Origin of the sequence: Undibacterium sp. 5I1, from assembly GCF_034314085.1 — a bacterium.
Lineage (GTDB): Bacteria > Pseudomonadota > Gammaproteobacteria > Burkholderiales > Burkholderiaceae_D > Undibacterium.
This window is the reverse complement of sequence record NZ_JAVIWI010000001.1, coordinates 3,739,568-3,762,094: the sequence shown is the minus strand read 5'-3', so window position 1 is coordinate 3,762,094 and position 22,527 is coordinate 3,739,568. Positions and strand designations below refer to the sequence as shown.

The 22,527-nt window shown below is 49.2% G+C and carries 19 protein-coding genes; 12 read left to right on the top strand and 7 right to left on the bottom strand.

What is annotated here, in order from left to right:
- Window positions 1-35 precede the first annotated feature (35 nt).
- Window positions 36-1,562, top strand: coding sequence for a PLP-dependent aminotransferase family protein (locus RGU72_RS16445; protein WP_322120763.1), 1,527 nt, complete (start codon window positions 36-38; stop codon window positions 1,560-1,562).
- A 193-nt stretch (window positions 1,563-1,755) separates the two neighbouring features.
- The gene (locus tag RGU72_RS16440; RefSeq protein ID WP_322121665.1) at window positions 1,756-3,093 is read left to right on the top strand and encodes a dicarboxylate/amino acid:cation symporter; all 1,338 of its coding nucleotides are present in this window, start codon (window positions 1,756-1,758) and stop codon (window positions 3,091-3,093) included.
- Window positions 3,094-3,204: 111 nt separating this feature from the next.
- Here the strand turns inward: RGU72_RS16440 and RGU72_RS16435 are convergent, their stop codons facing one another.
- Together RGU72_RS16435 and RGU72_RS16430 are read right to left on the bottom strand one after the other, a co-directional pair.
- Window positions 3,205-4,380: a GGDEF domain-containing protein gene (locus tag RGU72_RS16435; protein WP_322120762.1), complete on the bottom strand. Its 1,176-nt coding sequence runs from the start codon at window positions 4,378-4,380 to the stop codon at window positions 3,205-3,207.
- Window positions 4,381-4,701: 321 nt separating this feature from the next.
- Window positions 4,702-5,991 carry a TCR/Tet family MFS transporter gene (locus RGU72_RS16430; protein ID WP_322120761.1) on the bottom strand — a complete coding sequence of 430 codons (1,290 nt, stop codon included), beginning with the start codon at window positions 5,989-5,991 and terminating at the stop codon, window positions 4,702-4,704.
- Between the two features lie 89 nt (window positions 5,992-6,080).
- On the opposite strand from RGU72_RS16430, the gene RGU72_RS16425 reads away from it, so the two are divergent.
- Both RGU72_RS16425 and RGU72_RS16420 read left to right on the top strand, forming a co-directional pair.
- Window positions 6,081-7,388, top strand: coding sequence for a hemolysin family protein (locus tag RGU72_RS16425; protein WP_322120760.1), 1,308 nt, complete (start codon window positions 6,081-6,083; stop codon window positions 7,386-7,388).
- A gap of 209 nt (window positions 7,389-7,597) precedes the next feature.
- Complete coding sequence (locus RGU72_RS16420; protein ID WP_322120759.1) at window positions 7,598-8,911, top strand: Hsp70 family protein; 1,314 nt, start codon at window positions 7,598-7,600, stop codon at window positions 8,909-8,911.
- Window positions 8,912-9,092: 181 nt separating this feature from the next.
- Here the strand turns inward: RGU72_RS16420 and RGU72_RS16415 are convergent, their stop codons facing one another.
- Entirely contained in the window at window positions 9,093-9,710 is a 618-nt protein-coding gene (locus RGU72_RS16415) for a Spy/CpxP family protein refolding chaperone (RefSeq protein ID WP_322120758.1), read from the bottom strand.
- Between the two features lie 296 nt (window positions 9,711-10,006).
- On the opposite strand from RGU72_RS16415, the gene RGU72_RS16410 reads away from it, so the two are divergent.
- Window positions 10,007-10,735 carry a response regulator gene (locus RGU72_RS16410; protein WP_322120757.1) on the top strand — a complete coding sequence of 243 codons (729 nt, stop codon included), beginning with the start codon at window positions 10,007-10,009 and terminating at the stop codon, window positions 10,733-10,735.
- A complete protein-coding gene (locus tag RGU72_RS16405; RefSeq protein WP_322120756.1) occupies window positions 10,732-12,078 on the top strand; it encodes an ATP-binding protein in 1,347 nt (448 codons plus the stop codon). Before RGU72_RS16410 ends, RGU72_RS16405 begins: the two co-directional genes overlap by 4 nt.
- 374 nt (window positions 12,079-12,452) lie before the next feature.
- Here RGU72_RS16405 and ygiD read toward each other — a convergent pair whose 3' ends face one another.
- Complete coding sequence (ygiD, locus tag RGU72_RS16400) at window positions 12,453-13,178, bottom strand: 4,5-DOPA dioxygenase extradiol (RefSeq protein WP_322120755.1); 726 nt, start codon at window positions 13,176-13,178, stop codon at window positions 12,453-12,455.
- 186 nt (window positions 13,179-13,364) lie between these two features.
- On the opposite strand from ygiD, the gene RGU72_RS16395 reads away from it, so the two are divergent.
- Window positions 13,365-13,511 carry a hypothetical protein gene (locus tag RGU72_RS16395; protein WP_322120754.1) on the top strand — a complete coding sequence of 49 codons (147 nt, stop codon included), beginning with the start codon at window positions 13,365-13,367 and terminating at the stop codon, window positions 13,509-13,511.
- 16 nt (window positions 13,512-13,527) lie between these two features.
- Here the strand turns inward: RGU72_RS16395 and RGU72_RS16390 are convergent, their stop codons facing one another.
- Complete coding sequence (locus tag RGU72_RS16390) at window positions 13,528-15,516, bottom strand: phosphatase PAP2 family protein (protein WP_322120753.1); 1,989 nt, start codon at window positions 15,514-15,516, stop codon at window positions 13,528-13,530.
- A 268-nt stretch (window positions 15,517-15,784) separates the two neighbouring features.
- Between RGU72_RS16390 and RGU72_RS16385 the strand changes: the two genes are divergently transcribed.
- The gene (locus RGU72_RS16385; RefSeq protein ID WP_322121664.1) at window positions 15,785-16,237 is read left to right on the top strand and encodes a DUF2721 domain-containing protein; all 453 of its coding nucleotides are present in this window, start codon (window positions 15,785-15,787) and stop codon (window positions 16,235-16,237) included.
- Between the two features lie 105 nt (window positions 16,238-16,342).
- Here the strand turns inward: RGU72_RS16385 and RGU72_RS16380 are convergent, their stop codons facing one another.
- The gene (locus RGU72_RS16380) at window positions 16,343-17,719 is read right to left on the bottom strand and encodes a hypothetical protein (protein WP_322120752.1); all 1,377 of its coding nucleotides are present in this window, start codon (window positions 17,717-17,719) and stop codon (window positions 16,343-16,345) included.
- 299 nt (window positions 17,720-18,018) lie between these two features.
- Between RGU72_RS16380 and RGU72_RS16375 the strand changes: the two genes are divergently transcribed.
- The 4 genes from RGU72_RS16375 (at window position 18,019) to RGU72_RS16360 (ending at window position 22,129) form a co-directional block, all read left to right on the top strand.
- On the top strand, window positions 18,019-19,677 hold the full coding sequence (locus RGU72_RS16375) for a long-chain fatty acid--CoA ligase (RefSeq protein ID WP_322120751.1): 1,659 nt from the start codon (window positions 18,019-18,021) through the stop codon (window positions 19,675-19,677).
- A gap of 143 nt (window positions 19,678-19,820) precedes the next feature.
- Complete coding sequence (locus RGU72_RS16370; protein WP_322120750.1) at window positions 19,821-20,384, top strand: GNAT family N-acetyltransferase; 564 nt, start codon at window positions 19,821-19,823, stop codon at window positions 20,382-20,384.
- Window positions 20,385-20,485: 101 nt separating this feature from the next.
- The gene (locus RGU72_RS16365; RefSeq protein ID WP_322120749.1) at window positions 20,486-21,439 is read left to right on the top strand and encodes an alpha/beta hydrolase; all 954 of its coding nucleotides are present in this window, start codon (window positions 20,486-20,488) and stop codon (window positions 21,437-21,439) included.
- A 384-nt stretch (window positions 21,440-21,823) separates the two neighbouring features.
- Window positions 21,824-22,129, top strand: coding sequence for a hypothetical protein (locus tag RGU72_RS16360; RefSeq protein ID WP_322120748.1), 306 nt, complete (start codon window positions 21,824-21,826; stop codon window positions 22,127-22,129).
- Here RGU72_RS16360 and RGU72_RS16355 read toward each other — a convergent pair.
- Window positions 22,126-22,338, bottom strand: coding sequence for a cold-shock protein (locus tag RGU72_RS16355; protein ID WP_322120747.1), 213 nt, complete (start codon window positions 22,336-22,338; stop codon window positions 22,126-22,128). The genes RGU72_RS16360 and RGU72_RS16355 overlap by 4 nt on opposite strands.
- Window positions 22,339-22,527 lie beyond the last annotated feature (189 nt).

The window sequence follows — 22,527 nt, the reverse complement described above, 5'->3', positions numbered from 1 at the left end:
TGTTCAGTCAGCATGGCTGAGAGGATCATCGTTGTATGCAAAAACACAGCACATTTCAAACACACACATCGGATCAGGGCGACGATTTACAGTTGCCTTTATACCGGCGATTGGCAGCGCATTATTTATCGGCGATCAAGGCGGGCACCCTGGCCATCGGCGACCGTATGCCATCGGTACGTAAGCTGATGCAATTACATACGGTCAGTTTGTCGACGGCCTTGCAAATGTGTCGTCAGCTAGAAACGGAAGGTTGGCTGGAGGCGCGCCCGCGTTCTGGTTACTTTGTACGGCAGCCAAAACGTATTAATCTGGTGCCAGCGACAGAACCGGCAATCAATGCGCCTATCGATCCGGCACAGTTTGTCGGCATCCACGAGCGTGTATCTGCCATCATCTCGCAAGGTCAGCGGCCAATTAAAATCAATCTTGCCAGAGCGACAGGTGCACCTGACTTATATCCGCAAGAAGAGTTAAAAAATCTGGCGATACGTTTGCTACGCCATCGTCCACAATTATTGACCAAGGCGATCTCACCCGGTGGCAATAAAGAACTGAAAGCGGCTTTGGCGAAGCGTGCACTGGGTATAGGCATGAGTATTAAGCCGGATGATGTAGTGGTAACGCTGGGTTGTATCGAGGCCTTAAATCTAGCGCTACGAGCGGTGGCACAGGCGGGTGACATCATTGCGGTGGAGTCGCCCACGTTTTACGGTCTGCTGCAAGTGTTGGAGAGTCTGGGTATGAAGGCGTTGGAGATTCCAACCAGTCCGCAGACTGGTATCTCGATTGAAGCGCTAGAACTGGCAATGCAAACTTACGACAATATCAAGGCCGTGGTGGTGGTGCCGCATTTGCAAAATCCCTTAGGTAGCATCATGCCGGACAGCCACAAACAGCGGTTGGTCGCCTTATGCGAAGAGCAGCAAATCCCGCTGATTGAAGATGATTCTTACAGTGCCTTGGTCAAGGCTGACGCCGCACCGACCAGCGCCAAGCATTGGGATAAAACCGGCAACGTCATTTATTGTGCATCGCTGCATAAAATTCTGGCACCGGGTTTGCGGGTGGGCTGGATGGTGGCAGGACGCTGGCATGCGCGGGTCAGCATGTTGAAATATGCTCATACCCGTTACAACGAAGAATGGTCGCAAATTGTACTGGCGGAATTTATTAACTCCAGCGCCTATGACCGCCACTTACGCCGTTTGCGTCAAATTCTGAGTCAGCAACGCGAGCGCACCGCAGAAGCTATTGCTGCGTATTTTCCTGAAGGCACGCGCCTGACGGTACCGGATGGCGGTATCTCTGTTTGGGTAGAAATGCCGCATCAACTGTCGTCACAGGCGGTATTTGAGGCGGCATTGGAACAAGGGATATTGGTTTCGCCTGGTTTGTTGTATTCCAACTCAAATCGTTTCAACCATTTTTTACGCTTAAATTGCGGCATGCATTTCACGCAGGAATTAGATAATGCGCTGCGCCAGCTAGGGCAAATCATCACGACGCTGACACAGCGACAGCAGAGTAAGGATCGCCAGCAGCAACATGCTGCCGCTTAGCGGCGATTTGTCGCTAAGTAATCAACCTCAAAGATGTAAATACTTGTTCAGAGTGCAATCTTGTGGAAACCCACAATTGCCACGCCCTCTGCGATTTTTGATAATGTTGTGAGTAAGGATAAAAATCCTCATCATTGTCATGGCAAAATCATTCACGCCATCGACTTACTATAACAATTATTGGAGACAGCAGATGAAGAAGCCACCGCTCTACCGGTCACTCTATTTTCAGGTGATCACCGCCATTATTCTCGGCGTTTTACTGGGTCATTACTACCCGGAATCCGGCGCTGCCATGAAGCCACTTGGCGATGGTTTTATTAAACTCATCAAAATGATGATTGCACCGATTATTTTCTGCACGGTGGTCGTTGGTATCGCCGGTATGGAAGATATGAAAAAAGTCGGCAAGACCGGCGGCATGGCCTTGTTGTATTTTGAAGTCGTCAGTACGCTCGCTCTGATCATCGGCTTAGTCGTCGTCAACGTCTTGCAGCCGGGCGCAGGTATGAACGTCGATCTGAGCAAGCTCAACGCCAAAGAAGCACTGGCATACGCAGGTCCAGGTAAGTTACAAGGCATCGTTGAATACTTGATGGCGATGATCCCGAGCACGATTTTCGATGCCTTCGCCAAGGGCGACATTCTGCAAATTTTAGTCGTTGCGGTACTGTTTGGTTTTGCTTTGCATCGCTTTGGCGGTCGCGGTACTCTGGTGTTTGATATGGTCGAAAAGACTTCCCATGTCTTGTTCGTGATTGTTGGTTATATCATGAAGGCAGCCCCAATCGGCGCTTTCGGTGCGATGGCATTCACCATCGGTAAATACGGTGTCGGCTCATTGCTGTCGCTGGGTTATCTGATGGCATCGTTCTATATCACTTGCCTGATCTTTATCTTTGGCGTGTTAGGTACCGTCGCTTATTTCCACGGATTTAGTATCTGGAAATTTGTGAAGTACATCAAAGAAGAATTGCTGATCGTACTCGGCACTTCTTCATCAGAATCCGCTTTGCCTGGCATGATTGCTAAGTTAGAAAAACTCGGCGTTAAAAAATCCGTAGTCGGCCTGGTGATCCCTACCGGTTACTCATTTAATCTGGACGGTACGGCGATTTATCTGACAATGGCCGCGGTGTTTATTGCGCAGGCGACCAACACGCCGCTGACTATCGGTCACCAGATATCTCTGCTGATATTTTTGTTAGTCGCCTCTAAAGGTGCTGCGGGCATCACTGGCAGTGGATTTATCGTCCTGGCGGCAACGTTGTCATCGACAGGCACGATTCCGGTTGAAGGTCTGGCGCTGATTTTGGGTATTGATCGCTTTATGTCAGAAGCCCGCGCATTAACTAATCTGGTCGGCAACGGCGTGGCAACGATCGTAGTTGCAAAATGGGGTAATGATGTCGACAACGTCAAAATGCAAAAGCGTTTAAATAACGATATGAGCGATGATGTTGATGCTTACAACGATGTTGAAGAACATAACAGCAAGCCTGTGAATTTGCATATGACGACCGGTCGCTAAAAACCTGATTCTTATGTTTGCCAGCTTGCTGGCAACGATCAGCGTATTAAGATAAAAAGGGATGAGCGACGTTTGCTCATCCCTTTTTTATTCACGGCAGCTACGTCTGTTTTACATCGTGGCGGTCTTGAAAGTCGACGCAATATTTAATGCCGATAGTGCCACAGCAGTTTGATTACGTCCCTGTTGTTTAGCCTGATACAGCGCCGCGTCAGAGCGCGCAATTGCCAGATCGATATTCGATTCTCCGGGGTACCAGACGCTGACACCGGCACTAAACCGCAACACGGCGTTATACGGTTCTAGCGGTGTGGATTCCAGCTCATCACGGACTCGTTGCAGGATTTTTAGCGTGCTGTCTTCGCTACCGGCTGGCAAGATCAGGCAAAATTCCTCGCCGCCATAGCGCGCAAGCACATCGGTTTTGCGGATCTGACTCTGGACTACTTGGGCAAATAATTTCAACGCCTGATCGCCTTGCTGATGCCCGAGAGTGTCATTCAATTTTTTAAAATAATCGATGTCTAACATGGCGACAAAGAGCGGCGATTTCTGACGCCGGGCGCGGTCAACTTCGCGCTCGGCGGCTAGTTCAAGTGCGCGCCGGTTTAGTAAGCCCGTGAGAGGATCAGACATTGCTAGACGGCGATGTTCGTGCCAGGCACGATCCTGATGCAACAGCAAGAGACCAATATTAATCAAGATACCGGTGATAAAAGCCGACATCAGACTCAGCATGACCGACGCTTGTCTGAGGCTATCGCCAGCGGCACCATCAGGTATCCAGATGCGGCCGGCACGCCCGATAGCCGTCAACGAAAATATCGCAAAGCCGAGCATCAACAGATAACAAGAACGGTGAATACCTTCCTGCGGGTTGCTCAAGATGATGAGCACGCAGCGTGCTGATTGCACCGCCAGCATGAGGTTTAGTAATAGCGATGCCAGATCAGCTTCGTAATAACCTAGCGCGACAGCCACCAGCGCGATTGCTACTGGGGCGTAAGTCAGAGTGGGATTATCAGGCGCGGAAAAAAATTTACACAAGCTAAGCAAAAGGCAGCTGATGCCAATGACGAAACCACAAAGTGCGATATGTCCGACCAGCGCCGGACTTAGCTTGCCGAGGGCAATAATAATGACCCACATCGCAACCTCAATCGTGCCAGCCACGGTCCATTGTGCGATGCCATCACGGAAGCGACCGAAAAAGACAACCACCCGCATGACCAGCAGCAAGGTTTGCAGGATCAGAATACATAACACCAGAGTTTCAGTTTGGATCATGGAATATCGCCTGCGTGGGTCTAGATTGCGTTTACATCGAGTCTATATTTAACCTGGTTTGCCTACATCAATTTATTTTAAAGTATTCATCAAGCAATACATTATTACAATAGAACTTAGCCGAAGTTACTCAAACTTACGCAAAACCAATTGCGATACCATACCTGCAGGAGCAGTAAGCGCTAACGTTTCAGCAGAGTGATATTTAATATACTCCCATTATGTATATTAAATTGTCCATAGAATCATTGGACAATCAGCCATTATTGATAAAAATGAGGGGGAGTATATTAAATCTTAAGCCTTAAGCTTAATTCAACATTAAGGTGAAACTACTTTGGATTTAGATAAATACCGTGTTGCTAAAACCAGCGCAATTGCCTGTACCACTGCCGCCATAAAAAACGGCGCTCCCAGCAAAATACTGCCTTTGGCCTGATGGCTGACCTGTCCAAGTAGCGAAGTACCGGCCAGCGTTGCGCAGACACTCATGATGCTGGCCAGCGCAGTCAGCGAGCCCATCGCCGTGCCTTGCGAACGCGCATCAACCGCACGTGAGAACATCGCTTGCAATGCCGGACCAGTCGCAAACGCCAGCACGTTACACAAAATCAGCACATACATCATCCAACCCTGCGTCACCAAACCATACAAACTCAGCGACAGGCAGGACGATGTCAGTCCAAACATCACCGCGTTAGCATCACCGACCCGTTTGATATAGCGTCCCAAAAAGACGCCTTGCATAATCACGCTGGAAATTCCGACGCAAAATAAAGAAAAGCCGTTTTGCATTGGCGACCAGCCAAACCGCAATTCGGTCGACAGCACCCAGGTAGTTTGCAAGGTGAACTGAGCAAACATGGTTAGCGCATACACCCAGACTAAAGGACCCACGCCGCGTAAATGTGCCAGACCCGACAAGCCAGAAAACGGATTAGCAGATTTCAAAGAAAAAGGTTTGCGATTCGCCAGCGACAAGGATTCTGGCAAAGAGAAGTAGCCATACACCACGTTCGCCAGCGAGACAGTTGCCGCCAGATAAAACGGATAGTGAATACTGGCTTCCCCTAACACACCGCCCAATACCGGGCCGCAAATAAATCCCAGTCCAAACATCGCACCGATTTTCCCCAAGGCTTTACTGCGCTCCGACGGGGCGGAAGAATCTGCAATATAAGCGCTGGCAACCGACAGATTGCCCGCCGTGACTCCGCCCAAGGCGCGCACAAACAGCAACCAGAAAATAGAAGTCGCCAGGGTCATCAAGAGAAAATTCAAACCCAGACCCAACACACAAATCAGTAATACCGGGCGACGACCAAAACGGTCACTCAGCGCGCCGATAATAGGAGCGCAAAAAAACTGCATCACGCCATAGATCGCCACGATCAAGCCATACCAATAGGCTTGCATATCGGGCTGTGTTGTAAAACTGGCGACCAGTCGTGGCAACACTGGGATGATCAGGCCGATGCCCAAAATATCCAGAAACACTGTAATCAGGACAAAACGGATATTCGTCGGCAAAAAGGACGGCGCAGCAGAAGTTGGCGTCTGCGATGGCTCTGGTGATGTAGATTGGGCGGAGGAAGTGGGTTCGGTGCTCATGCGGTCGGGCTTTCTAGCGATTTTACAGAGGGACAATAGTATATGATTGTTACAGGAAATTTCAGTATCGAACCAGTTTTGGAGTAAATATGGCTTTGTTTGACCACTTTTTGATCATTGTTTTGTTGGTCGCTATCAGTGCTTTTTTTTCTATGTCAGAAATTTCTCTCGCGGCGGCGCGCAGAGTCAAGTTGCAGATATTAGAAAGCGAGGGCGAATTACGTGCCGGACGTGTGCTCGAATTACAACGGCATCCAGGCCATTTTTTTACGGTTGTACAAATTGGTCTGAACGCGGTCGCTATCTTGGGCGGTATTTTGGGAGAACAAGCCTTGACGCCGTATTTTGCCAGCGTGTTTCATTCGGTATTCGGATTAAATAGCTGGGTCGACACCGCGAGTTTTTTGACCTCCTTTATCTTTGTGACCTCCTTGTTTATTTTGTTCGCCGATTTAATGCCCAAACGGTTAGCGATGACCGCGCCAGAAACTGTCGCCATGGCCGTTGTTGTCCCGATGTTATGGTGCGTGCGCTTATTCAAACCGCTGGTCTGGTTATTTAATGGCTTGTCGATTTTATTTTTTAATCTGTTTAATGTCTCCACCACGCGTGACGATCAGATTACCTCCGATGAGATTTATGCCATGGTGGACGCCGGTGCCGAGGCTGGCGTATTGCAGGCGCGCGAGCATCATATGATCGGCAATGTATTTGAGCTGGAAAGTCGCACCGTACCGTCCGCCATGACCCAGCGCGACAGTATTGTGTATTTCAGTTTGCAAGACAGTGATGTAGTGATACGCCAGAAAATTGCAGAACATCCGCACACCAAATTTTTGGTCTGTGACGGCCAGATTGATCATGTAGTCGGCTATGTTGAGTCGAAAGACATTCTGAAACGTGTGCTGACCAATCAGGCGTTTTCTAAAGTACAAGAATTGTCCTTACGTACAGCATTGGTGGTACCGGACTCGCTCACCTTATCGGACATGTTAGAGCAATTTAAAGGCACGCGGGAAGACTTTGCCGTGATTTTGAATGAATATGCGCTGGTCGTTGGCGTGATTACTTTAAACGATGTACTCAGCACCTTGATGGGTAATCTGGTACACCCGTTTATGGAAGATCAGATCGTCCAGCGCGATGCCAACTCCTGGCTAATTGATGGCGCCACGACGATAGAGGATGTCTGCCGGGCACTGCAAATCGACACTTTACCGGAGCAGGGTAGCTATGAGACTATTGCAGGCTTCATGATGACGATGCTCAAAAAAATCCCCAAACGGACCGATAGCGTGATGGTAAGCGGATACAAATTTGAGGTGGTTGATATTGATCATTATCGTATCGACCAGTTATTAGTAGTACGCATTAAAGAAGGTGCCAGCACGCCATAGCAGCCTTAGCAGCCATAGCAGCCATAGCAGCCTCAAGAAGTTCAGAAAACCGCGATAGCAGTACCATCAACGACAGTCTTACAACTAGTGAGCAGCTATAGAACTAGTTAGTTTTTCATGATGATCTCTGTGTTGAATGCTCTTGAAAGTGGTGATTGCTTGCATTGATTCGCTTTAATTTATTTCCCCGTTTTTTATTCAGGATTTACATGTTGCATGCTTGTGGAGTCGATTTCGGCACATCCAATTCAACCGTAGGTTGGCACCGCGCCGGTCAGACTCAACACGCTGGTCTGCCGAGTTCATCAGCAAATTTACCCTCGTTGCTGTCGCTAGAAGACGATAAAGTGACCTTGCCCTCCGTCGTGTTTTTTAACGCCGATGAGGACGAAGTCAGCTATGGTCGCGCCGCACTTTCTACCTACTTGTCTGGTTACGAAGGTCGCCTGATGCGATCGATGAAAAGCTTGTTGGGCACCAGCCTGATGGACGGTCAGACCGAAGTGCAGGGACGGGCTTTGCCGTTCCGCCAACTGCTGGCGCAATTTATCGGTGAACTAAAACGACGTGCCGAAAAATCTGCAGGGCAGTCTTTTAGTCAGGTCGTGATGGGACGTCCAGTCCATTTTATTGATGACGATAAAGCAGCCGACCGGATCGCACAAAACACGCTGGAAGATATCGCAAGGACTGCCGGTTTTAAGGATATTCAATTTCAGTACGAACCGATCGCAGCAGCGTTTGATTATGAGTCGCGTATTAATAAAGAAGAATTGGTTTTAATCGCTGATATTGGTGGTGGCACCTCGGATTTCTCTTTGGTACGTTTATCACCGGAACGCAGCAGCCGGATTGACCGGCTGGACGATATTTTAGGTAACGGCGGTGTGCATATTGGTGGTACCGATTTTGATAAATACCTGAGTCTGGCTTATGTGATGCCTTTACTCGGTTTGGGTGGTCGTTTGGGGAATAGTGATATTCCGTCGGGCTACTATTTTAATCTGGCGACCTGGCACACGATTAATTTGGTCTATACCCAAAAAGTCAGCCGTGAACTGCAAGACGTGTACCGCGAGATCAGTGATGCAGACTTGCGGATGCGCTTCGAACGCCTGCTCAATCTGGTGGAAGAGCGTGATGGTCACTGGCTAGCGATCAAGTCAGAAGAAGCTAAAATCTTGCTGTCGGATAACGATAAAATTGAATTAGCGCTTGAACGCTTACGTACAAAATTACCTTCGTCTGCACCCTGCATATTAACGCTGGAGCAGCATGGGTTTCAACAAGCGATCTCTCATTTGATGACGCAAATTGGTGCGACGGTCAGTCAGGTATTAGCCGATGCGAGTGTGGCTGCGGCGGATGTGGACACGGTATTTTTTACCGGTGGTTCCAGCGGTGTGCGCGGTCTGCGTGACCGGATCGCAGCGATAGTGCCGGGCGCTAAAAAAGTCGAGGGAGATTTGTTTGGCAGTATTGGCTCTGGCCTGGCTTTGGATGCATCACGCCGTTTTGCTTAAATTTTAGATTCATGAACAAGGGTTAAGGATTGAGGATGAAGGCAGCAAATTAATAAGATAAAACATCCCAGAATGTGAATAAAAAAAGGCTACGCAGATATGCATCCGTGTAGCCTTTTTTATGTACTAACTAATTTTAGTCTCCACGAAAATGGTGAGCAAAAGCCGTCCGATATAAAGCTTACTTTGCTGGCATCGGTGGATGATCAGGCATCGCGCCATCTGGCATAGGCGGACGCCCCATACCACCTCGTCCTCCCATATCACCCATACCGTGCTGCATTCCATGACCGCCTTTACTCCAGCGATGCATCATTTGACGATGGCTATCATCAAATATTTTTTGCTGTTCTGGTGTCAAGACCGTATAAAAAGTTTTGAGTGATGTCAGACGCGTTTGCATCATCGCCTCATGTTCTTTCAGTTTCTCCAGCATTTTTTCCATACGGGCAGGAGTGCTTAATTTATCCATTTCTTTATGATCCGGTCGCATCGCTTGCGCACCTGGCGGCATGCTTGGTTTCATCGACTCAATGAAGGTTTTCCAGGCAGGTTCTTGGGCTGCAGTGATCTTAAGCTTGTCATGCAATTCTGCGATATGTTTTGCCATACGCTCTTGCATTTTTTCAGCCCATTTAGCCTGATCCATCCCCGCTTTTTGATGCTGTGGAGGCGGTGGTACGGCAGCAGCCGCAGCCGATGTTGGTGCTGCTGGTGATGTTTGGGCAGATACGCCGATGGCAATACACATGCTGATAGCGGCAAGCGCGATGGCGATCGGATTTTTTATTGGTGCCATGGTGTTCCTCTTTAAATTACTACCGAGTAGTTGAATACGTTTTTGATAAGTCGCTGGTTGTGACTTCCACATGTGACTTGTGCATTTGACTTACCTATGTGACTTGCACATGCGGCTTATGTTGGCGCAGTGATGTAACTGGCAAGTGTCGGCAGCAATCTGCTTTGTATCGCTGTGTAACAATCAGTGGCAAGAACGCTTGCAGATGTGTCGCATTGTGTCGTTCTCGGTTTATCATAACAAGACGATACAAAATCACATGCCTTCTTTGCTGTCAGGACTTCATAATACGAGCCATGGATACTCCAAGCAAAATATTGATCGTTGATGACGATCGCGACATTCGTAGCCTGTTGGCCGACTATCTGGATGGTCATGGTTACGCTACTTTAATGGCTGCTGATGGCAATGCAATGTGGGCGGCGCTGGATAACAATCATGTTGATCTGGTGGTACTGGATTTAAACCTGCCTGGCGACGATGGCTTGACCTTATGCCGTACTCTGCGCGCCAAATCAACAATGCCCGTCATTATGCTGACGGCCAGAAGTGAGCCGCTGGATCGTATACTCGGCCTGGAGATGGGGGCAGATGATTATTTACCAAAACCGTTTGAGCCACGCGAGCTGTTAGCACGCATACGCAGCGTGCTGCGCCGCACTCAGTCTATGACATTGGGTAGCAATGGTGAGCAAGTTCATCGCTTAAAATTTTCTGACTGGACGCTTGATCTGACGGCGCGCCATCTAGTCAGCCCGGAAGGCATGGTGATCGCTTTGTCCGGCGCAGAATTCCGCATGCTTAATATATTTTTAGATCACCCTAACCGCATCCTCAATCGTGATCAGTTATTAAACATGACACATGGCCGCGATGCGGATCCGTTTGATCGTTCTATCGATATTCAGATCAGTCGCCTGAGGCAAAAACTGCGGGAAGATGCACGCTCGCCGCAAATTATTAAAACCGTACGCAACGGCGGCTATGTGCTATCGGTCAACGTCACGATGGAGAGCGGAGCATGACCATTATCAAGTCGATGTCCGGCAGGATTTTTGGCATCCTGTTGTTGGGTGTAGTGAGCTCTACTGCACTAACCTGGTGGCTGGCGTTTGGTGAGCGCCAAAAAACCATAGAACAGTTCCGTGAGAATCGGGCAATTGAACGTGCCGAACAATTGCTGCTGGCAATGGATGCTTTACCGCCGGCAAACCGAGAAGCCTTTTTAGCCACGGCACCGCGATTAGGTTTGCGCCTTACAACGCTGCCAAATCAGGCACGTAGCGAAGCGCCGCGCTCAGCATATGCGCTGACGCTGAGCGAACGTTTAGGTAAAACTTTTGAGGTTTCCTCCTTGCCGCCAGATTCTGAGGGCTGCACTAACCTTCCAGCAGAAACAATGGCGCAAAGATCTACCTGTGAAGAATTAAGTATTAAACTACATGATGGCACTATCTTGCATCTGACCGCATTGCCACCACGCGGTGCAGTACCACCGTTGCGCCCAGATTTCTTTTTGTATTTATTCTTGTTCTTTTGCAGCATTGCAGTACTGGCCTATCTGGTGTCGCGCATGACGGTAAGACCACTCCGGCAACTGGCGCAAGCCGCGACAGATTTAGGTAAAGATATTAATCGTCCGGCTTTGCCTGAAGTCGGTACGACAGAAATTCTGCAAGCGACCAAAGCGTTTAACTCTATGCAAGGTCGAATCCGCCAACACATCCAGCAACGCACGCACATGCTGGCAGCGATTACCCATGACCTGCAAACACCGCTAACGCGTTTGCGTTTGCGTTTGGAAAAAGTCGGCGATACCGAGTTGCGGGATAAGCTGGTCGGCGATTTGTCGGCAATGCAAACCATGGTCAAAGAAGGGCTAGATCTGGCGCGCAGTATGGATAGCAATGAATCGCTGCGCCCTTTGGATCTGGATTCACTGCTTGATAGTGTCTGTGCCGATGCTGCAGATGCCGGGCAAGAAGTCAGCTTCAACGGCAAATCCGGCATAACCGTGATGGCCAGACCGCAGGCATTGCGCCGTTGTCTGACCAACCTGATTGATAACGCAGTCAAATATGGGCACCACGCCAAAGTCACCTTAGAAACCAGCAGCGATGCCGGCATCAAACTGATGCACGTCTTCATCCGTGATGGTGGTGCTGGCATTCCGGCAGATCAATTGCAAAAAGTGTTTGAGCCGTTTTATCGCACAGAGACATCACGTTCACGCGATACCGGCGGTACCGGATTAGGTTTAACCATCGCCCAAAACATCGCCCAGCAACATGGCGGCAGCGTGCAGTTGGCTAATTTAAGCGAAGGTGGATTAGAAGTGAAGCTGACACTGCCGGCTAAACCAGCTTAAGGATCTGGCTGAAGTGTCTGATTTAAGTAGTCAGCTCAATTAGCCATCTAAACTAGCCCGCGTAAGGACTCATTAGTGCGTCATTCCGGCATGGGTTTAGCCGGAATCCAGTGACGTGACGTTTGTGGTGCGACCACTTGGCCTCCAAGTTGCGACTCCATTCTCAGAATAACGACACGGGATTCCAGCTAAACCCACGCTGGAATGACATTCGAGAGAATTAAGCTTTCAGCAAAAATCATCAAAATTTAATCCGAACACAAGCACGAATTAAAATTACTCCTATAGGGTATATTTTGATTGTCCATGTAAATTCTGGACATTTAGCCATATTGACTAAAAATAATGGGGAGTATATGGATTTCCTCGTTAAGTCAAGCCACCACCACCGACATCATACTAATCGCGCCCAGCTCCATTCCCTCGGTCGTAATCTCTAATTGATCTTCTTCAGTTTTTGCCCCCAGCACATACAACAAGGGCAAAAAGTGTTCTGAGCTTGGCACCGACAAGCTGGCGTCTTGCCCAAGGTCGGTGTAATTCATCACTGCCTCAAAATCGCCGTCCAACATGGCTTGCTTCATTGCTTGATTAAAGCGCACGGCCCAGTCGTAACCGGGCGATTGCGGATCCATGCGGCGGAGATTGTGTACCACATTACCGGTACCGATCACCATCACCCCCTCTTCACGCAAGGCGGATAATTTGCCTCCCAGTTCAAAATGGAAACCTGCTGGCTGGGTCACATCCAAACTCAATTGCAGCACCGGAATATCGCCAGCGGGATAAGCTTTGATCAACACAGACCAGGTGCCATGATCAAGTCCCCATTGCTGATCTAAAAACAACGGCAGCGGCGCCAACAAAGCCGCAATCCGCGCAGCCAGTGCCGGATCACCAGGAGCGGGGTACCGCATATCAAACAAAGCTTGCGGAAATCCGCCAAAGTCATGAATCGTCTGCGGCGCAGCCATCGCCGTCACCGCCGTGCCACGTGTAGTCCAATGTGCCGACACCGATAAAATGGCCTTAGGACGCGGAAAACGCTGGGCAAGCGCATGCCACTCCTTGGTGTAACGATTATCTTCTAATGCGTTCATCGGGCTGCCATGGCCGAAAAAATTGCTGGCATACGAGTGCTTGCTGACATCCTTATTCTCCTGAGTGTTGACTGACTCTGAGGAGTATGTCGGATTTCGAACAAGTCTGTGTGCGGGATAGAGTGATGACGGTGTGCATGCTCATCTCGGACGCGCGCAATTGCACTTACATCTGTAGAGTGCGCCATGCGCACCGTTTCACCGCATATCCTTATTTTAAGCCGTTTGTTTTCCATCATTGGTGCGCATGGCGCACCCTACTTCAATTTTTGGCGATCCGCTAATCGCGGCTATCCGCTTCCATCCGTACATGCTGCCCGGCTATTTTCTTAAGCACTTAAACGCTCAACTATGCACCCAAACGTAACTGCAAACCCGTGTCGGTATAAATCGGTGTCGCGCTAAAACCATCGACGACGATGCTGGTAAATTTACCTTTAAAGCTTGCCGCGGTGATAATGTTCAGCGTGTCGCCGACGGCTGGTTTATAGCCGTTTTGAAATTTAATACGCAGGGTGCCGCCAGCAATAGTGATCACGCCAGTGGCGGTAAACCGGCCTTGCTGGCCGCTGCCCAAATCCAGCTCCAGAGTGGTGTTAGCCAACTGCGTATATTTTCCAGAGACGGTAGTTGCACCTGTGGCGTTGCTCACCAATGTGCCGCCGCTGACATACACATCGCCTTTGCCCAAGGCAGATACGGAGTCCGCCTCTAATACGCCTGCGTTCAATTCTGTGCCGCCAGTCCAGCTATTGTTGCCTGTCAGTTTTAAGGTGCCGCTGCCTTGCTTGAGTAATTTACCCGCGCCGGAGATATCGTTGCGCCAGCTATCCATTGCGCTGAAACCACCCTGGTTGGCGTCCATCACAACCACCACATTGCCGGTAAATACGCCATAACCATCTGCTGCCGCGAACAAATTCAAGCGTCCCCAACCTTCTGCATCGTCCATCACAGGGTAGCCGGATGCAAGCGCAGTGGTTTTTAAGACGACGCGGCGTTGCACATCGCTCAGGTACGGCAAGCGGGTTTCCAGCAAAGCTTCCGCACCTTTTGGTACCACGGCAGGCGCAGTGGTTGCAGCAATTGGTGCAAAGCTGTAAGTCATGCGGCGCAGGTAATTTGCCTTGTTCGTCGCGTAATCCGCAAAGCGATCGGTGGCTACCGTAGCAGAATGAGCAAAGGCATTAAAGGTATCGCTGCTGGTACTAGTTTGTGCCATCAAGGTGGCGTGCGCCTGCGCGACGGCAGCGGCTTTTTTAGTCGCGTTGGCGGGGTCGACCAAATTGGCAGCGACCACTGCCTGGCCTTGCATGCGACCGCTGATGACGTCCAGCGGCGAGTGCATACCAGCGAGAATCCGGTTTTCACCCAACTCCAGACCGCGCGTCAGAATCTCTTGAAAACGTTCCGGGACGGCATATGCCATCGCCACGGTGTCACGCGTTGCCTCGGCTGAATGGCCACTGGTAAAACCGCCATCAGTCGTCGGCGTGCTGCTTTTTGCCGGAACTAATGCAGGCACAACGACGACGTTACTGCTCCAGCGGTAAGGCCGGGCATATTTATAAAAGCGCTTGGCCGGCTCGGTAGAACCATTGTTACTCATCGCGCTGATGAAATCGACCACGCTACCAAATGCGGCATTGGCACTGCCACCGACGCCGATATTATTCCCGGTATCGTTATACAAAACCGTCGTCGCATCCGCTGCAATTGCAGTAACACTGGTAGTTTGCTGCGCCGCTGCGCGCCAGGCCGTCGTCAGCGGACCCATACCGTCACTGACGCTATAACCCTTGCCACGTCGATCATCTAGGTACGCTGCCAACTCTTGCGCGGGTGTACGCGCGGTCGTCGCCGTCACCACATATTGGATATTGGCATTGTGTACGGCACTGTTCAAAATCGTACCGCCCGCTGTGCCATCATTTGGCAGGCCAGTCCAGACCGACGGAATCACAGCAGGAAAATTGCCAACTGCCGGAGCAGAAACACCCGCATCCACAATGTCCGTCAGCGGTTGCCAGATAGTTTTAAAACCTGCCAGCACGCGCACACCCGCATTGGTATCCAAGGTCGCATAGCGCGCATCACCACGCTGATTGCTCGCCACATTATCTACAAATGCCGGCACCGACGCCAGCACCGGCGCAGTATCAACAAAACCTAAATCAGCAGGTGCTGACGGCACCACCAAAGCCACATCCGCCTGGACAGAATTGCTAGTGTTGTCGTTACTGCTACCACCGCAAGCAACCAGCGCAAGCGCCGCACTAATCGCCAACACTAGCGGAAGTTGACGTGGGAAGCGACGAACAAGATCAGGGTTTTGCATGACAAGGCCTTGAATAAGATGACAGGTTAAAAACGCGTCATGGTAATTCGTAGTTATGACCTATTGATGACCTAAGGGGGAAATTGTCGCTGCCGCTGTTGGACTCGCATTCGCACTCAAATTGCGATGGGATTATTCCTTTGATCTGCGCATATCACCTATACATCTAAGTTGTGGTCGCGATCTATTGGAAAATCTTGGTTTAATACTCTATTGTGTGTTTTAGGCTGCTAAAATTCAGCACGATAAAAACTAGGGAGCTACCTTGATTAATCTACAACTGGGCGATGTCAGCCATATCATTCAACTTGCTATTGCTCCGGTCTTTTTATTGACTGGCGTGGGTACTAATTTGACCGTACTGACTAACCGTCTGGCGCGGATTATTGACCGGTCTCGGGTGCTGGAGGATATGTTGCAGGTAAAGGGGAATGTCACTCAAAAACCAGGTTTGCGTGAGGAGTTAAACGAGTTGTATGAGCGCTCGCATCTGATCAACCGTGCTATCACTCTGAGCACTTCTTGCGGGCTGCTAGTTTGTCTGGTGATCGCGTCTTTGTTCGCAGGCGATGCCACCGATTTACGCCTGGATAGTCTGATAGCGGTCTTGTTTGTGTGCGGTATTTTGTCTCTCGTCGGTAGTTTTATTTATTTTTTGCGAGAGATTTTTGTCGCCACTAAAACTCTTACAAGGCAGCGTGAGCATGGCTTGAGGGACTGAGCATTCTTTGTATGTGAAGCTGCTGATTTTGTATAGCCATTGATGACAAACCAATAACTCATTACGGCATTAAGGATTGTCGTAATGAGTTATTGGTAAAGACGTCTAAGGCGTTACCTGAACGATCAAATCAAGCGAGGCCGTGCCGGGATTGTCGCTGGCAATAGGCTGGTAACCAGCACTGACTCTAAAAACCAAAATTGTCTTGGCAGTGACGGTAGGCGCAATAAAACCCGCGTTGCTGGAGTTGGCACTTGCCAGTACAACGCTTGGTCCGGATATTTGCGTCCAGCTAAAATATACGTTATGCCCTGATGCTGCTGAGGTGGCTGATGCCGATAGAACGGCGCTGTATCCGGAGGATATGGTTTGGGTAGGCACATAAGATGTCAAGACTATCGGTGTCAGGGCATCTACAAAATAAGAGACATCGACTTGTTGCACGGGTTCGGTCGAATTGCCGTTGGAGTCTATAGGCGCGTTTGATGCGTTAAGGGTGAACAGGAAGGTAGTTCTGGTCACAATGTCCGTTGGTAACGCGATCGTGACAACGCTGCTATTGGGATTGCTGATGGTGACGGTGGGGCCGGATTTTTGCTTCCAGTAAAAATAAATTGTGCCTGTGGTGACCTGATTGCCGTTGGCATCATAACGCGTCGTTTTACTACCATCCAAAGTGACGATTGCACCGGCTTGTACCACCCCGCCGCTGGTTGAAATAGGGACAATCGTTGGCTTGACCACGGGATTGATGGTGACGGTCTGTAGCGCAGTTCCGGTTTTTTGTTTGTCATCCGTCACCCGGCATTGCAGTGTTACTACGGTGGCAGTGGTGACGATGGGTGCAGTGAAATCCGTCGTTGCATTGGACGGGGCGGTGATGTTGAGGCTAAGTCCTGCTGCGTCATTTACTACCCATTGATAAGCGTATGAGCCAGTGTTGGAGGTGCCGCCACTACCTGTGCAAGTTAAACTTGCTTTACTCCCCGATGTCACATTAGACGTACCGCCTACGATGGCGACCGGGTTGAGTGTGACGGAGGCTTCTTGCCCGACGACTAAATTTGCGCTGCTACTGGCAGTATTATTTTTTGAATCGACTACCGTTACCGTCAGTTGATACGTGTAATCAGCGGTCAATTTGGCGGGTGGCGTGATTTGTAATACACAGGTCCAGTCGTTTCCAGAAGCACTCTTTGTGACGGTTTTACAATCGGTATTGCCAGTGGCAGCAAGCGCGCTCGCACCGAGAGTCAGCGGGGTGATACGCCAGGACATGGCACTGATAGGCGCTGCACTGCTATTGGTTTGAGCAGTAAACGTGATTGGATCACCAGTAATCACTTTGGCAGGGCCAGTCACGCTAATCGTAACCGGAGAACTGGCGGAAGCCGTGGTGGAACCACCACCGCATGCCGAAAGGACTGTGCAAAACACAGCACAAAGCAGGAATGGGGAAAAACGGTAAAAAAATGAAGACACATTAACTCCGTTTAAAAGGAAGCCCGAAAGAAAGCTCAATGTCGCTTTGTCAGATACCAATAAGTATAGGCAGACAGAAGAACGTACACCTCATTGTAGCTTTAGCGGCGACAAATTAAAAATCGTCAGGCACTTCTTTGTGCACTTATACAAAAATTAACAATTTAAAGGTAATGATCAGAGCAGTCTGTAAAAATTTACGAACGACCGTGCAAAAATCAATTAGGTGTGGCACTCTAATGAAATAATAATTATTTCATTGCATATCCTCACATTAGCAATCACACCGGAGACAAGGTATGAACACAACTCACTACGCCCATTGGCCGACTGGCTTGCCGCATTTTTTAACGGCACCAGAGACCAGCGTCTATGCCAACCTGCAAATCTCGGCGCAGCGTTATCCGAATAAGCCAGCGATTATTTTCTATGACAGCATCTTGACGTATGCCGAGTTGCATGCGGAAGTCTTGGCGCTGGCAGGCTATTTGCAGCAAGTATGCGGTGTGCAGCGCGGCGACCGGGTATTGCTGGATATGCAGAATTCGCCACAATTTATTATTGCCTATTACGCCATCATGCGCGCCGATGCGATGGTGGTGCCAGTCAATCCTATGCTGATGACCGACGAGTTATCGCATTACATTGCGGATAGCGGTGCAAAAGTTGCATTGGCATCGCAAGAAATTTTCTCTCGTATGTTGCCATTGGTTGGCACTACGGGCTTGCAGCACGCTATTGTCGCTACTTATTCCGATCATCTGACCAAAGAAACCAGCTTAAGCGTGCCAGATTTTGTGCGCGCGCCGCGCGACGTGCCGGTGCAAGCGGGTGTAGTGACGTGGAAAGACGCTGTCGCTGCTCAACAAACACCGGGCGCTCATCTAGCTAGCTCCGACGATCTTGCCTGCATGCCTTATACCTCGGGTACGACGGGTAAACCTAAAGGCTGTATCCACACTCATCGCTCGGTGATGTTTAATGCGGCTGCCAGTCCTGTATGGTCAGGCTCAGTGCTACCAAACCATGTTGCCCTGGCGGTACTGCCGTTTTTCCATGTGACAGGCATGCAGTCAGTCATGAACAGCATGATTTTTTGTGGCGGCAGTCTGGTGATTTTGCCACGCTGGGACAAAGATGTTGCTGGTCAATTAATCACCCGCTACAAAGTCACTAACTGGACGGTAGTGCCATCAATGATGATCGATTTTTTGTCCAATCCACGTCTGGCAGAATACGATATCTCCGGGTTAAACCGCGTCTCTGGCGGCGGTGCTGCAATGCCTGCAGCGATCGCACAAAAGCTACTGGAATTATCCGGTCAGGTATATATGGAAGGTTATGGCTTGTCCGAAACTATGGCGCCATCGCACCTCAATCCACCGCAACGTATGAAGCAGCAATGTCTGGGAATTCCGCATTTCAGCACCGATTCGCGCATCGTTGACCCTACCACCTTGAAAGAAGTTAAACAGGGTGAAACCGGCGAGATCTGGATCAACGGTCCACATGTATTCCAAGGTTATTGGAACGATCCGCAAAAAACTGCCGATTCGTTTGCTGAACTGGATGGAGTACGTTTCTTCCGTAGCGGCGACTTGGGTTATATGGACGATGAAGGATTTTTCTTTTTCACTGATCGTCTAAAACGCATGATTAACGCCAGCGGTTTTAAAGTCTGGCCTGCGGAAGTCGAGTCGATGATGTATCAACATCCCGCCATTCAAGAATGCTGCATTATTGCTGCGCGTGATGCATATCGTGGTGAAACCGTTAAAGCGATCGTCGTCAAAAAACCCGGCACGGATGTGACTGGTGAAGACATCATGGCGTGGGCGCATGAAAAAATGGCCGCCTATAAAGTACCGAAGTTTGTCGAATTTGTAGATACTCTGCCAAAGTCGGGAACCGGCAAAGTCATGTGGCGCGCATTGCAGGAAAAAGAAGCTGCAAAGTAAGGTTTAAAGTAAGCTTTGAAGGCAACCAATTGATATTCAAAAAAACGCCGCAATGACAGCGGCGTTTTTTATTGCCAAGCAATTTTGTGGCGCTATTTTATTGTTAAAATCAATTACGCCATTATCCCCACGACGAGATCATCATGCCTAGGTTGCGCCTTGCCCATTATGCCGATATTGCTGCTATGCAAGCACTGATCGCGCGCTCTGCGATTGATTTAAGCGTCTCTTTTTATACACCGGAACAAGCACGGGGCTTGTTGCAATATGTGTTCGGCGTGGATACGCAATTGATCGCAGATCAAACCTATTTTGCCATTGAGGAAGAGGTAGTCAATGTGGAACAGCCTGAGATAAAACCCAGGCTACTGGCCTGTGGCGGATGGAGCAAACGTAATACCTTGTTTGGCGGTGATCAAGCCAAACAAGGGGTCGATAATTTACTTGATCCTGCCATTGATCCGGCACGCATCCGTGCTTTTTTCGTCGATCCTTCTGCCGCCCGTCGCGGCCTTGGCAGCATGCAGATGCGACATTGCACAGAGCAAGCACGCGCTGCAGGTTTCACCGCATTAGAACTAGCGTCCACTATGCCAGGTGAACCTTTATACCGCGCTTCAGGCTTTGAGGTGTACGAACGTTTTGGCTTAGATTTACCTGGTGGTATTCATGCACCGCTGGCACGTATGCATAAAAAGATTGTATAAAAAATGAACTAGGCAGCTTATTTCAGTAAATTGTTTCAGCAAACACTTGAGTAAATACTGAAGGTCAATAGTCATATTCAAATCACAGAAAGTACCTCAACATGAGTATCAGCAAACGTGTCATTCTCAGCTTTTTATGTCTGGTCTTATTTGTTATTGGCGCAAGTTGCCTGATGATCGTATTGACCTGGGCGCCCGATAAACCTTTAAGCGAGTTGACGACACAATGGGCGCCCGCGCCATCCCAATTTATCGATGTCAAAGGTTTGTCGGTACATCTGCGGGATGAGGGGCTAAGGAATGATCCGGTGCCGATTATGCTGATTCATGGCACCTCATCAAGCTTGCATACCTGGGAGCCTTGGGTTGCTGCATTAAAAGAGCAGCATCGCGTCATTACGATGGATATTCCTGGCTTTGGTCTGACGGGACCAAATACGCAAAACGACTATAGCAACGCTGCTTACACCCAATTTATTCTGAACCTGATGGATAAGCTGCAATTGTCACGTGTGGTCTTGGGTGGTAACTCTCTGGGTGGTGAAATCGCCTGGCAAGTTGCAGCCGCTGCACCAGCACGGATTGATAAACTCATCTTAGTAGATGCTGCCGGATATCCCTTCACACCGGCGGCGATTCCGGTAGGTTTTAAGATCGCGCGCATGCCAGAAATGGCTTGGGTGATGCAACATACCTTGCCACGGAATTTGATGGAAAGCAGCGTCAAAAATGTATATGGCAATCCAGATAAAGTCACGCCAGCGTTGGTAGACAGATACGAGGCGATGACTTTAGGGGCTGGTAATCGCCATGCTCTAGGTTTGCGTTTTACACAATTGGATGCGGGACGTACTGCCGATAAAATTAAAACCATTAAGCTGCCAACGCTAATACTTTGGGGCGGCAAAGATAAGTTAATTCCACCAGATAACGCAGAGCGATTCCATCATGATATTGCCGCTAGCAAGCTGGTCATGTTTGATCAATTAGGACATGTGCCGCAAGAAGAAGATCCGGTGACTACCATTGCAGCAGTCAAAGACTTTTTGAAATAATTGGCCCGAGCGCGGGATTGCAGTAGCTAATTATCTCGTTTATTAAAGATGACCATGACGCCAATGTTATCGTCGTCGTTAACGCAAAAAGCCCGCCAAAAGCGGGCTTACCATTCATTGCTGCGACTCACTATCCTCAATATCATCATCAATAACCCATGCTATCTGCGTGGTGCCACTGACTAAACCAACAACCCGTGCTATCTGCGCGGTGCCCCTGGTGGGATGAGTCGTTTTTACTGCTCCAACATCTCCTGATGGACATGTTTTCAAGTCGAACGAATGTTTTTTCTTCACAAATCAACTAAGCCATTTTCCAAGTGCATTGAGTAAACAATACGCTGGCCGGTTAGAGTTGATGCTCGCCGCAGAAGATACTGGCAGATGCCTGGTGAATCTTCTCGCTACGGTGATAAACACGAATGTATTAGACCATTTCCCAACAACCCATGCTATCTGCGTGGTGCCACTGACCGGTCAGAATTCATCTATGCGTCAAAAAATAAACCTGATGGTGATTTTCTGACTTGTGAAGTTTTTGTCTTGCTGATGATATTTTCTCTTACCGCCAACCCATGCTATCTGCGTGGTGCCAGCGGCCGGTATTTAAGAAAAAAACAAACCACAACACATAAAGCTAATTCAGAATCGACAACTCACCAATACTTAAGCGTCGATCTACTCAATTAAGAGAGAATTTGGATATTGCCTGCTTTATCGCCTTTTGGACCAACAGCTGCTTCGTAAGAAACGCGTTGATTTTCCGTCAGACTCTTAAATCCAGAAGATTGGATGTCTTGGAAATGGGCGAATAAATCTGGACCACCAGCATCAGGAGTGATAAAGCCGAAGCCTTTAGCATCGTTGAACCATTTGACTATACCTGTTTGAGTACTCATGTTTTTTTCCTTCAATTGTAAATAGGCGACATTGCCTGATAGGCACTTGAAACCAAGAGATGAAACCGGAGGAATTAAAACAGAACGACTAGAAGAACAACAGCCATGCAGATTTGGGACCAACAATATAACGACTTGATGCAAGTACGAATTGGAATATACACGCTTATATCTAAATCGCCTAATTTT

Coding starts and splice junctions, on each gene's coding strand:
- RGU72_RS16445 (WP_322120763.1), top strand. CDS start 36: ATGCAAAAACACAGCACATTTCAAACACACACATCGGATCAGGGCGAC.
- RGU72_RS16440 (WP_322121665.1), top strand. CDS start 1,756: ATGAAGAAGCCACCGCTCTACCGGTCACTCTATTTTCAGGTGATCACC.
- RGU72_RS16435 (WP_322120762.1), bottom strand. CDS start 4,380: ATGATCCAAACTGAAACTCTGGTGTTATGTATTCTGATCCTGCAAACC.
- RGU72_RS16430 (WP_322120761.1), bottom strand. CDS start 5,991: ATGAGCACCGAACCCACTTCCTCCGCCCAATCTACATCACCAGAGCCA.
- RGU72_RS16425 (WP_322120760.1), top strand. CDS start 6,081: ATGGCTTTGTTTGACCACTTTTTGATCATTGTTTTGTTGGTCGCTATC.
- RGU72_RS16420 (WP_322120759.1), top strand. CDS start 7,598: ATGTTGCATGCTTGTGGAGTCGATTTCGGCACATCCAATTCAACCGTA.
- RGU72_RS16415 (WP_322120758.1), bottom strand. CDS start 9,710: ATGGCACCAATAAAAAATCCGATCGCCATCGCGCTTGCCGCTATCAGC.
- RGU72_RS16410 (WP_322120757.1), top strand. CDS start 10,007: ATGGATACTCCAAGCAAAATATTGATCGTTGATGACGATCGCGACATT.
- RGU72_RS16405 (WP_322120756.1), top strand. CDS start 10,732: ATGACCATTATCAAGTCGATGTCCGGCAGGATTTTTGGCATCCTGTTG.
- ygiD (WP_322120755.1), bottom strand. CDS start 13,178: ATGAACGCATTAGAAGATAATCGTTACACCAAGGAGTGGCATGCGCTT.
- RGU72_RS16395 (WP_322120754.1), top strand. CDS start 13,365: ATGCGCACCGTTTCACCGCATATCCTTATTTTAAGCCGTTTGTTTTCC.
- RGU72_RS16390 (WP_322120753.1), bottom strand. CDS start 15,516: ATGCAAAACCCTGATCTTGTTCGTCGCTTCCCACGTCAACTTCCGCTA.
- RGU72_RS16375 (WP_322120751.1), top strand. CDS start 18,019: ATGAACACAACTCACTACGCCCATTGGCCGACTGGCTTGCCGCATTTT.
- RGU72_RS16370 (WP_322120750.1), top strand. CDS start 19,821: ATGCCTAGGTTGCGCCTTGCCCATTATGCCGATATTGCTGCTATGCAA.
- RGU72_RS16365 (WP_322120749.1), top strand. CDS start 20,486: ATGAGTATCAGCAAACGTGTCATTCTCAGCTTTTTATGTCTGGTCTTA.
- RGU72_RS16360 (WP_322120748.1), top strand. CDS start 21,824: ATGCCTGGTGAATCTTCTCGCTACGGTGATAAACACGAATGTATTAGA.
- RGU72_RS16355 (WP_322120747.1), bottom strand. CDS start 22,338: ATGAGTACTCAAACAGGTATAGTCAAATGGTTCAACGATGCTAAAGGC.